This is a genomic window from Chloroflexota bacterium, assembly GCA_020850535.1.
Taxonomy (GTDB): domain Bacteria; phylum Chloroflexota; class UBA6077; order UBA6077; family JACCZL01; genus JADZEM01.
In genome coordinates this window covers 1-11,397 of the sequence record JADZEM010000051.1, presented here as the reverse complement: position 1 = coordinate 11,397, position 11,397 = coordinate 1, and the positions used below count along the sequence as shown (strand labels likewise).

Annotated in this window: 7 protein-coding genes and 1 riboswitch; of the genes, 5 read left to right on the top strand and 2 right to left on the bottom strand. The window is 68.2% G+C overall.

Annotated elements, in window-relative coordinates; translation table 11 throughout:
• Positions 1-577 precede the first annotated feature (577 nt).
• Positions 578-783, top strand: a riboswitch (cobalamin riboswitch).
• Positions 784-931: 148 nt separating this feature from the next.
• From cobO to IT306_07920, 4 genes are all read left to right on the top strand, one after another.
• A complete protein-coding gene (gene cobO, locus IT306_07935; GenBank protein ID MCC7368336.1) occupies positions 932-1,486 on the top strand; it encodes a cob(I)yrinic acid a,c-diamide adenosyltransferase in 555 nt (184 codons plus the stop codon).
• Positions 1,486-5,319, top strand: coding sequence for a cobaltochelatase subunit CobN (gene cobN / locus IT306_07930; protein MCC7368335.1), 3,834 nt, complete (start codon positions 1,486-1,488; stop codon positions 5,317-5,319). The genes cobO and cobN overlap by 1 nt, the downstream gene beginning before the upstream one ends.
• 95 nt (positions 5,320-5,414) lie before the next feature.
• A complete protein-coding gene (locus IT306_07925; protein MCC7368334.1) occupies positions 5,415-7,370 on the top strand; it encodes a putative cobaltochelatase in 1,956 nt (651 codons plus the stop codon).
• Between the two features lie 12 nt (positions 7,371-7,382).
• Positions 7,383-9,533, top strand: coding sequence for a cobyrinate a,c-diamide synthase (locus IT306_07920; GenBank protein MCC7368333.1), 2,151 nt, complete (start codon positions 7,383-7,385; stop codon positions 9,531-9,533).
• 17 nt (positions 9,534-9,550) lie between these two features.
• Here the strand turns inward: IT306_07920 and IT306_07915 are convergent, their stop codons facing one another.
• Both IT306_07915 and IT306_07910 read right to left on the bottom strand, forming a co-directional pair.
• Positions 9,551-10,303, bottom strand: a complete 753-nt coding sequence (locus tag IT306_07915; GenBank protein MCC7368332.1) for a cobalt-precorrin-6A reductase — start codon at positions 10,301-10,303, stop codon at positions 9,551-9,553.
• On the bottom strand, positions 10,300-11,061 hold the full coding sequence (locus IT306_07910; protein MCC7368331.1) for a precorrin-6A synthase (deacetylating): 762 nt from the start codon (positions 11,059-11,061) through the stop codon (positions 10,300-10,302). The genes IT306_07915 and IT306_07910 overlap by 4 nt, the downstream gene beginning before the upstream one ends.
• A gap of 92 nt (positions 11,062-11,153) precedes the next feature.
• On the opposite strand from IT306_07910, the gene IT306_07905 reads away from it, so the two are divergent.
• A partial coding sequence (locus IT306_07905; GenBank protein MCC7368330.1) for a cobalamin biosynthesis protein CbiE occupies positions 11,154-11,397 on the top strand: 244 nt, incomplete at its 3' end.

The following is an 11,397-nucleotide window of genomic DNA, read 5'->3' as shown; positions in this document are numbered from 1 at the left end:
TTCAGGATGTCGCCGAGTCGTGGGCTGATGACATTTGATCAATTGATCAATGAAGTCGGTACAAGGCCCCCAGCCCCCGGCCCCCGGGCGATTGCATGTTCGGGCGCTGCACGGCATGGAAGAACCAGGCGAGCCAGTCCGTCGGGGGTTGAAACCCCCGCCTACACTCTTGGCGTCGCGCTGCGACGCCGGAGCACATCGCCTCGTCGCAGCACGACGATGAGCTACAAGACGTGAGGCATGTCCCAGGGTACCCGTAGGCAACATGCAATCACCCTGCCCCCCTCCCCCTCCCCCGCACGCGGGAGAGGGGGAGGGGTGCTCCTCGCGCTGACTCCCCCTCTCCCTCGCACGGGGGAGGATGTCGGCAAAGCCGATAGGCGCGCCGCGGAGCGGTTGGGGCGGGGGCTGCTCGGCCGGGGCGACGACGACCTGCCTCTTGCGTCAAGCTTCATCAACCCCCGACGCTGCGGCATCGTGGAACTGGCCGTGCAGAACACCAGGCCACACCCGCTCGGTTCAGAGAGTTGGAGCGAACGGAGCTATCAGAGTATCCTTCCATCCACGCACATTCATAAGCACAGATCGCTGCTCGGGTGGCCGGCCTGCGACGAGACTCGTTACAGGCCGGCAGAATAGGGAAGGCGGTGAGAATCCGCCGCGGTCGCGCCACTGTGAGCGGGGAGTCCTCAGCACTGAGCCACTGGGCCGAAACCGGCCTGGGAAGGCGCTGAGGGCGCTGAACCGCCAGCCAGGAGACCTGCCCGAGTGAGCCGGGATGCCGTTCTCCGCGTCAGAGAGCCGCCCGACACGAACGCCTCGCGGCCTCCCCACAGTCCGCCTGCGTGGCCGTGGCGGCTCCATGCCGTGCGGCGGCCCCCGGCCCAGCACAGCGCTGCACCTCTTCTGGTGCGGGGAAGGGTCGAGGCAGATGGCGCAGGAACGGAAAGAGTCGCGTGGACTGGTCGTCGTCAACACGGGCGACGGCAAGGGCAAGACGACGGCCGCCCTCGGGCTGGCGGTCCGCGCGGCCGGCAACGGCCTGCGTGTCCTGATTATCCAGTTCATCAAGGGCCGTTGGAAGACCGGCGAGACGAAGGCACTCGAAGCGCTCGCGCCGGGTCTTCAGATGGTCCGTATGGGCATGGGCTTCACCATCGACCGCCTGCGCGACTCGCGTATCCCGATGGAGGAGCACGAAGAAGCCGCCGCCAGAGCGTTTGAACGCGCCCGCGAGGTGGTCCTCGCCGACGAATACGACATGATCGTCCTGGACGAGCTACTGGGCACGATCAAGGCCGGCCTCGTCAGCCTGGAGGACGTGCTGGCGCTGATCCGCGACAAGCCCGCCCGCCTGCACCTTGTCATGACCGGCCGGGGCGCACCGCCAGAGCTCATCGACGCTGCCGACCTCGTCACCGAGATGACGCTGGTCAAACACCCATTCCTGCAGGGCATCAAGGCCCAGCGGGGGATCGAGTTTTGATGCACGAGCGGTCCATCCTGGTGCTGAGCACCGCTGACACTGACCTGCTGGCGCTCAGCCACGCGCTGGAGCGGCTGCCAGACGGCTTCCCACTGGTACGAGCCGTCAATCCAGCCACGCTGACATCCCCGGAAGACGCACACGCCTTTCTCGATGCTGAGCTACCGCGCGCCGGCGTCGTGGTGGCACGGCTGCTCGGCGGCAAGCGAGCATTCGAGCACGGCTGGGACCGGCTGGTGCGGGAGTGCAGCGAGCGCACGATTCCACTGGTCGCCATTCCAGGGGATCAGGCCGCAGACCTCGATTTGCAGGCCGCCTGTACGGCATCGCCGGGCATCGTGTCGGCCGCTGCGGAGTATCTCGCGCACGGCGGCATCGAGAACCTGTCCGGGATGCTGGCGCTGCTGGCGAACCAGGCGCTCGGCACGGAGTATCCGACCAGCCCGCCGCGTGCCGTGGCCTGGGAAGGCGTCTACCACCCTGACGAGCCTGACGATGTCGGCCTGGACGACTACCTCGCCCGGCGGAGCGCACCCGAGCGGCCGGTGGTGGCGCTGCTCTTTTACCGCGCCCACTGGATGAGCCGGAACCTCGGGTTTGTGGACGCGCTGGTGCGGTCGCTCGAAGCTGAGGGATGCACGCCGCTGGCAGTCTTCTGCCAGAGCCTCAAGGGCGGCCCCAACGGTGTCCCGGCCGTCTTCTCGGACTTCCTGCTCGACCAGGACGGGTCGGCCCGCGTTGACACGGTGCTGAACACGCTCAGCTTTGCCATGAGCCAGGTCGAGGTTAAGGGCGTCACCGTCGCCAGCGGCTGGTCGGTGGCCGGCCTCGATCAACTGGACGTGCCGGTGATCCAGGCGATTGTCTCCACCAGCACGGCCGACCAGTGGGACGAGAGCGCCTCCGGCCTCAGCCCGATTGACACGGCGATGAACGTCGCCATGCCCGAGTTCGACGGGCGGATCATCGGAGTGCCGATCTCCTTCAAGCAGGAGGCCATCGAAGATCAGCGGCTCGGGGCGCGGCTGATGCGCTACCAGCCCATGCCGGACCGCGTAGCCTTCACCGCCAGACTGGCGGCCGCCTGGGCCAGACTGCGGAGGGTGCCGCCGGCTGAGCGGAGGGTTGCGCTGGTCCTCAGCAACTACCCTACCAGGAACGCCCGCATCGGCAATGCCGTCGGCCTGGACACACCGGCCTCGGTCTGGCACGTCCTGCACGCGCTCCAGGACGCCGGGTACGCCGTCCACGACATCCCCGAGAGCGGCGATGCCCTGATCCATCAACTGATCGACCATTGCTCCTACGATCTGGAGTTTCTGACCGACAGCCAGATGGCCGGGGCTGGCCGACTGACGGCCCCGGGCTACCGCGCGGCGTTCGATGACTTTAGCCCCAGCGTTCAGCAGGAGCTACGCGACGCCTGGGGCGAGCCACCGGGCGAGGTCTACCGGGATGGCGACGCACTGGTGGTACCGGGACTGCGTTTTGGCAACGTCTTCGTGGGGATTCAGCCGCCGCGCGGATTCGGCGAGAACCCGATTGCCATCTACCACAGCCCGGACCTGACGCCGACCCATCATTACCTCGCCTACTACGCCTGGCTCCGAGAAGTGTTCGGGGCGCACGCCATCGTGCACATCGGGAAGCACGGCACGCTGGAGTGGCTGCCGGGCAAAAGTCTGGGCCTGTCGTCGTCGTGCTACCCGGAGGTCGCGCTGGGGCCGATGCCGCACTTCTACCCCTTCATCGTCAACAACCCCGGCGAGGGCGCGCAGGCGAAACGGCGGGCGCACGCCTGCATCGTCGATCACCTGATTCCGGCGATGACCACGGCCGATGCGTACAACGAGATCGTCAAGCTTGAGCAGTTGATGGACGAGTACTACCAGGTTCAGACGCTCGATCCGAAGAAGGCCCCAGTGGTGCGGGATCAGATCTGGACCGTCATCCAGGAAGCGAAGCTTGACCGCGATCTGCACCAGGAGAATCGCCCGTCAGACGATATCTTTGACGACTTCCTGCTGCACGTCGACGGCTACCTCTGCGAGCTAAAGGACGCCCAGATTCGGGACGGCCTGCACACGCTCGGACAGGCGCCAGCCGGCGAGCAGCAGATCGGGTTGCTGCTGGCGCTGACCCGGTTGGACAACGCCGACGCTCCGAGCCTGCGCCGGGCGCTGGCCGAGGCGCTGGGACTGCCCTACACGCAACTGCTGGCCGACCGTGGCGCGCCCTACAGCGGCCCCATGCCGCCGGTGCTGTCCCGCCTTCGCGAAGGTGACCCCGGCTCTGGCCCAATCCGCAGCAACGGCGACCTGATCGAGGGACTAGAGGCGCTCGGGCGCTCGCTGGTCGCCGAGCTTCAGGGCGGCGGCTACCAGCCGGCCAGCGTCGGGCCGCTGGTGGCGCGGACCTTTCCGAACGACGGCGTGGTGGTCCGCGAGGCACTCGACTTTGTGACCAACACGCTGGTCCCGAACCTGGACCGTACCACCGACGAGATCGGCAATCTGCTGCGCGGCCTGGATGGGCGGTACGTCCCCGCCGGCCCGAGCGGCGCTCCAACACGCGGGCAGGCGAACGCCCTGCCGACCGGCCGCAACTTTTACTCGGTCGATCCGAACACCATCCCATCGCCGAACGCCTGGGCTACCGGCGTGGCGCTCGGGGACGCGCTGCTGGCGAAGTACCTCGAAGAAGAAGGCCGATACCCGGAGTCAGTGGGGATCGTGGTCTGGGGCACCTCGGCCATGCGGACCCACGGCGACGACGTGGCCGAGATCTTCCACCTGCTCGGGGTGCGGCCGATCTGGCAGCGCGAGAACCGGCGAGTGCGCGGGCTGGAGATCGTCCCGCTCACAGAGCTAGGGCGGCCACGCATCGACGTGACAGCCCGCATCAGCGGCTTCTTCCGCGACGCCTTCCCGAACCTGATCCACCTGATAGACGACGCCGTCAACATGGTCGCTGAGCTTGACGAGCCATCCGACCAGAACTTCATCGCCGCCCGCGTGCGCGCCGACGCCGTCCGCAAGGAGGCCGCCGGCATGTCGCGCGAGGCCGCCTGGCGCACGTCCACCTACCGCATCTTCGGCAGCAAGCCGGGCACCTATGGGGCCGGCATCCTGCCTTTGCTCGATGAGCGCAACTGGCAGACTGATCAGGATCTCGCGGCGGTGTATCAGGCGTGGGGCGCGTTCGCCTACGGCCGGAACACGTTCGGTGCGGAGGCCCCTGACGAGTTCAAGGAGCGCTTCGCCGGTATCGTCGTGGCCGCCAAGAATCAAGACAACCGTGAGCACGACATCTTTGACAGTGACGATTACCTTCAGTATCACGGCGGCATGATCGCCACCGTCCGCGCACTGTCCGGCAGCGATCCAAAGCAGTATTTTGGTGATTCCTCCAACCCGCTGGAGCCAAAGCAGCGCGACCTGGCGGACGAGGCGAAGCGGGTCTTCCGCACGCGGGTGGTCAACCCGAAGTGGATCTCCAGCATCAAACGGCACGGCTACAAGGGCGCGTTTGAGATGGCCGCGACCGTGGACTATCTCTACGGCTACGACGCCACCGCCCACGTCGTGGACGACTGGATGTACGAGCGAGTGACGGATGCCTACGTCTTCGACGAAGACACCCGGAGGTTCTTCGAGGAGAAGAACCCGTGGGCGCTGCGTGGGATCGCGGAGCGGCTGACCGAGGCGATGGACCGGGGACTCTGGGAGAACCCCGATCCCGAGGTCCGCAAGCGCCTGGAACAGGTGTACCTGGATCTTGAGAACCAGTTGGAGATGCGCGGCGAGCGCGCCGACGCTGAGGGGGCATCGTGAGCGCACCGACCCACCAGCCCGGCGCCAACCAGGACCGCCGCCGGGCCGCCAACCGGCCGGTCTTCCCCTTCACTGCGCTGATCGGGCAGGAGCGGATGAAGAAGGCACTGATCCTGAACGCCGTCAATCCGCGCCTGGGAGGGGTGCTGATACGCGGCGAGAAGGGCACGGCCAAGTCCACCGCCGTCCGCGCGCTGGCCGGCCTGCTCCCAGAGATCGAGGTGGTGGTAGGCTGCCACTACGGCTGCGACCCGGCTGCGCCAGATGACTGGTGCGCCGACTGCCTGGAGCGGCATGACGGCCACCCCAGCGCGAGCCGCCGCGTGCCCATCGTCAACCTGCCGGTGGGTGCGACCGAGGACCGGCTGACCGGCGCCATCGACATTGAGGCCGCCATCAGCGAGGGGCGGCGGCGCTTCGAGCCGGGCCTGCTGGCGGCGGCCCATCGCGGCATCCTGTACGTGGACGAGGTAAACCTGCTCAACGATCACCTCGTGGACGTGCTACTGGACGTGGCCGCGATGGGAACAAACTACGTTGAGCGCGAGGGCATCTCGCTCTCGCACCCGGCCCAGTTGATCCTGGTTGGCACGATGAACCCGGAAGAGGGCGATCTGCGTCCGCAGTTGCTCGATCGCTTCGCGCTGGCCGTCGAGGTGCAAGGTTTGCACGACCGGGCCGAGCGCGCCGAGGTCGTTCGCCACCGGATCGCGTTCGAGGCGGACCCGGTCGGCTTCGTGGCGCGCTGGCAGGAGGCGGAACTGGCCGAACGCGAGCGCATCCTGGCTGCCCGGGCACACCTGCCATCCGTGATCCTGGACGACCGGATGCTCGATCTGATCACCCACCTCTGCACAGACTTTCAGGTCGATGGCCTGCGCGCCGACATCGTCATGTACAAGACGGCCGTCACGCTCGCAGCCTACGCCGGCCGCGCCCGCGTGCTGGAGGAGGACGTGCGCGACGCTGCCGAACTGGCGCTGTTGCACCGTCGGCGTCGGCAGCCGTTCGAGCAGCCACGGATGGACCCTGGCGACCTCGACCGCTCGATAGAGGAGCACCGCTCGCAGACGCCGCCGCCAGAGAGTCCGCCGGAGTCACAGCAGGCGTCAGCACCAGAGCAGGAACAGACGGAACGGCCGCCAGAGTCGGAGCAGCCGCAGAATCAGGCGCCGCCCGTGGAACAGGTCGTCTCTGCCAGCGATCCGTATGCTGTGCGGGCCATCGCGCCGCCGGCCACCCTCCGGCAGGAACGCCCGAAGCGGGCTGGCCGCCGCAGCCGGGTCCGCACGCGCGAAGGCCAGGGAGCCTATGTGCGGGCTGAACAGGCCAGCACGACCACCCGTGACCTTGCACTGGACGCCACGGTGCGGGCAGCCGCCCCGCATCAGCGCCGTCGCCGTGAGGCCCGTTCCGATGACTCGGGCGGCCCGGCGTTCCTGATCCGAAAGCCCGATCTGCACGGCAAGGTCCGCGAGACGAAGGCCGGCAACGTGATCCTCTTCGCCGTGGACGCCAGCGGCTCGATGGCCGCTCGCAAGCGGATGTCAGCCGCCAAGCAGGCCGTGCTGTCGCTGCTGCTGGATGCGTACCAGAAGCGGGATCGGGTGGGGTTGATCGCGTTCCGAGGTGAGCGCGCCGATCTCTTGCTGCCGCCGACGACCTCCGTCGATCTTGCAGAGCGCCGGCTCCAGTCGTTGCCGACCGGCGGGCGGACACCGCTCGGGCACGCGCTCCAGGTGGGGATGCTGGCGTTTGACCGGCACCGCATGAACCACCCGGAGGATGTGCCGCTGCTGCTGGTCGTCTCGGACGGGCGGGCCAACGTCTCCGTGGGGACAGGCGACCCCACCAGCGAGATCATGGCGCTGGCCGGCGAGATCCGCGCGCGCGGTATTCAGTCAGTGGTGGTGGATACCGAGAGTGGCCGCATGCGAGTCGGCGTCTGTCGGCCGCTCAGCGAGGCGCTCGGGGCGACTTACCTTCCCATCGAGCAGTTGCGGGCGGGCGGGCTGATCTCAGCAGCCAACCTCGGTCTCGGGCGAGCCTGAGGCGCGGGGCTGATGTTTGGACTGGCCATCGGTGGGATCGCCAGCGGCGTCGGCAAGACGACGCTGACGCTCGGGTTGATCGCGGCGCTGCGCCAGCGCGGCCAGACGGTCCAGCCGTTCAAGGTGGGGCCGGACTTCATCGATCCGAGTCACCATGCCCAGGCAGCCGGCCGGCCATCACGCAACCTCGACTCGTGGATGGTCCCCGAGCCGGCCTTGTGTGAACTGTTCTGGCGTGCCGCCGGGCGTGCGGATGCCGCCGTCGTCGAGGGGGTCATGGGCCTGTTCGACGGGCGGACCGGCGGCGGCGAGATCGGCAGCACGGCGCACGTCGCCAAACTGCTCGGACTACCGGTCCTGCTGGTGGTGGACGCCGCCAAGGCTGCCCGCAGCGTGGCAGCCACGGTGCTCGGCTGCCAGGCGCTCGACCCTGACCTCAGGATCGTGGGCGTGGTCCTGAACAACGTGGCGAGCGCCCGCCACGCCGAGATCGGGCGGGAAGCCATCGAGAGTCTGACCAGTCTTCCGGTGCTCGGCTGGCTGACCAGAGATCTTGGATTGCGCCAAGAAGAACGGTATCTCGGCCTCGTGCCAGCCGGCGAGCGACCGCTGCCAGCCAGTCTGATCGAGCGCGCCACAGCTCAGGTCGTGCAGCAATTCGATCTGGACCGGCTGGTGCGGCTGGCGAACGTCGAGGTAACCAGACCCTCGGCATCCGGTGTCTTCCCGCCGAAGCCGATGCCGATTCGCGCACGAATTGCCGTCGCCCGCGACGCCGCATTCAACTTCTACTATGAGGACAGCCTCGATTTGCTGGCGGCGTGGGGCGCGGAACTGATCCCATTCAGCCCGCTTCGGGATACCGCGCTGCCGGCTGATGCGGACGCCGTCTACCTGGGCGGCGGCTTCCCGGAGCTATTCGCGGCTGAACTGGCAGACAATCAGCCGATGCTCGACGCTTTGCGGGGCGCTGCCGCTGCGCGCTTTCCGGTCTACGCCGAGTGTGGCGGCCTGATGTACTTGCAGGAACGCTTGATCGACGCCGGAGGCCAGCCCCACCAGTTGGTGGGCGCGCTGCCGGGTAGCAGCACGCTCGTCGGCAAGCGTCTGACGCTGGGCTACCGCGAGGCACAGGCGCGGCAGCCGACGTTGCTGGCAGCAGCAGGACAGCGGCTGCGCGGCCACGAGTTCCACTGGTCAGTCACGGAGTCGCCGCCGCCCATCCAGGCCGCCTACGACATCCTCGGCGGCGAGGCGCGGGTGGAGGGGTTCGCGGTGGGCAGCCTGCTGGCGTCGTATCTGCACGTCCACCTTGCCAGCGGCCCGGGCCTCGCGTCGCGTTTCGTGGAGGCAGCAGCCAGGACTTGTCAAGCGCGGCGGGCAGGCGCAGATAGCGCCGGCTCTCTCCCCCGCACGCGGGAGATGGGAGGATCTCTCCTCTCTCCCGCGTACGGGGGAGGGGTGCAGGAACGGGGTCTTACACCCCCTGGCCCCGCAGGCGCAGCGCCGGGGCCGCTCCTCTGTGAGTACGGGCTGCTCCCGGACGACATCGAAGCACTGAGCCGGCAGCGTATCGAGGCTAGCATCGGCCCAAGCCTGCCGGCAGTCGAGCCAGAGCGCGGACTGGTGGCGCGACTGGTGTACGCGGCCGGCGACCCAGAACTTACTGGTCGGGTCCGCCTCGCGAGTGAGCCGATTGCCGCGGCGGTCGCGGCGTTCCGTCATCGGGCGCGGCTGGTGGTGGATGTGGGCATGGTGGAGGCCGGCATCTCGCGGCCGATGCTTGAAAGGCTTGGCATCAAGACGTCGGTGGCGATCCGCGCACCTGGCATCAGCGAGACTGCGCGCGAGCACGGCATCACGCGGTCAGCGGCCGGTATCCTGGCCCTGGCCGACCAGTTGGACGACGCGATAGTCGCCGTCGGTAACGCGCCGACTGCCCTGCTGGCGCTCCTCGATCTCGTGGCTGCCGGTCGGATCAGGCCCGCCGTCGTGATTGGGATGCCGGTCGGGTTCGTGGCGGCCGAGGAATCCAAAGCGCTCCTGCTGGCCTCCGGCCTGCCGTGCATCGTGATCGAGGGCACGCGCGGCGGCTCGGGGCTGGCCGCCGCTGCCACAAACTACCTGCTGAAGCTTGCAGCGGCAGACCTGGCCGGGCCATGAGCCTACGGGACGGAAGTTCAGGCCAACGCCTGCACCCAGGCCAGCGCCGACTCAGCATCGGTCACCGTCTGCGACCGGGGGCGGGCGGGCCGACGCACGATGATGACCGGCAGGCCGCGCGTCCGGGCAGCCACGAGTTTCGCGTCGGTTGCGCTGCCGCCGCTGTTCTTGGTGACGATCAGGTCGATGCGGTAGCGGTCGATCAGGTCTCGTTCGCCGTCGACGGTGTACGGACCGCGATCGAGCAGCAGATCGCTGTCGGTCGGCAGGCGGCCGGTCGGCCGCTCGATGCAACGCACCAGGAACCAGCAACCCGTCAGATCGGCAAACGCGTTGATGCCCTGTCGCCCGATGGTCAACAGCACACGCCGGCCCAGCGCGGGAACTCTCCGCGCCGCGTCAGCGATGTCATCGGCCCAGTGCCACCGGTCGCCCGGCTGCTCACGCCAGCCGGGCCGTTCCAGCCGCAACAAGGGCAGACCGACCTGCTCGCAGGCATCGGCTGCTGCCACGCCGATGCCGGCCGCGAACGGATGGGTGGCGTCGACCACGGCGACGATGCGGTGCTCCGCCAGCCACGCCGCCAGCGCGCCTGCGCCTCCGAAACCGCCGATTCTGACTTCGCCGGCTGGCAGCCTCGGCTCGGTCAGCCGGCCGGCCAGCGACGAGATGACGGGCAGATTGGCCTCAGTCAGCAGACCGGCCAGCCGGCGCGCCTCGCTGGTGCCGCCGAGCACCAGGACGCTGCCCGATGAGCGGCCAGCACTCATGGCTCGGTGCGACGGATCAGGTAGGTATCCATGATCCAGCCGTGGCGTGCTCGCGCCTCGCTGCGGAGCCGCTCGATCTTGTCCATCACGTCAGGGAGCGGCCCGCTTACCAGGATCTCGTCCGCCGTGCCGATGTACGCGCCCCAGTAGATCGTCAGGCCCGGGTCGGCCACCTGCCGGAACGAGCACTCGGCATCAAGCATCACCACAACGTTCTCGGCCTCGGTGGGAAGCCCGGCCCGCACGCGGCGGCCGGTGGTAACCTGGATGGCCTCGCCAACCCGATTCAGTGTTACCCGGTGCTTCGCCGCCAGCGCCTGAACGCTGCTGATGCCCGGCATGACATCGATCTCCAACGCAAGGTTGCCGCGCAAGACGACATCCTCGACGATGGCGAGCGTGCTGTCGTACAGCGCCGGGTCGCCCCAGACCAGGATCGCGCCGCACTGGCCATCCGGCAGGTTGGCAACGAGTGCAGCCTCGTAGCGAACGGCGCGCTCCTGCCGCCACGCCTCCACGGCTGCCCGGTACGCTGTTGCGGTCCGGTCTCTGGCCGGCTCGTCGATCTCGACAACCCTGTACCCTCCGGCTGGGACGTGACGCTCCAGAATCTCGCGTCGGAGCGCCACGAGACTCTCTTTCTCCGCGCCTTTGTCGATCACGAAGAAGACATCGGTCCGCTGCATCGCCTTCACGGCCTGCACGGTGACGTAGTCTGGATCGCCCGCGCCGATCCCGATGATGAGCAATCGTCTCATGGGCGCAACGCCTCCGGCCGCGTCCGGGCGCGTCGCCCGCGAGCCGTATTATTCCGAATCGGCCGCCGGGTCGATCGGAGGGGGTAACAATCATGCCGAGCAAGTCGGCGAGTGACCACCGCGTGCTGGTCGTCGGAGTTGGCGACGACGGGCCGGCCGGCCTGTCACCTGCCATTCTGGCGCGCGTGGCCCAGGCCCAACTGATGGTGGGCGGCCATCGCCACCTGGACCTGTTCCCGGAGGTATCTGCCGAACGCCTCGCCATTGTCGGCAGCCTGGACGAGGTCATCACTCAGATCGACCGCGCGACCGTACACCAGCGCGTGGTGGTCCTGG

Bases quoted from the DNA above. Each gene is read 5' to 3' on its own strand.
- cobN (MCC7368335.1), top strand. From the start codon at position 1,486: ATGCACGAGCGGTCCATCCTGGTGCTGAGCACCGCTGACACTGACCTG.
- IT306_07925 (MCC7368334.1), top strand. From the start codon at position 5,415: ATGAAGAAGGCACTGATCCTGAACGCCGTCAATCCGCGCCTGGGAGGG.
- IT306_07920 (MCC7368333.1), top strand. From the start codon at position 7,383: ATGTTTGGACTGGCCATCGGTGGGATCGCCAGCGGCGTCGGCAAGACG.
- IT306_07910 (MCC7368331.1), bottom strand. From the start codon at position 11,061: ATGAGACGATTGCTCATCATCGGGATCGGCGCGGGCGATCCAGACTAC.
- cobO (MCC7368336.1), top strand. From the start codon at position 932: ATGGCGCAGGAACGGAAAGAGTCGCGTGGACTGGTCGTCGTCAACACG.
- IT306_07915 (MCC7368332.1), bottom strand. From the start codon at position 10,303: ATGAGTGCTGGCCGCTCATCGGGCAGCGTCCTGGTGCTCGGCGGCACC.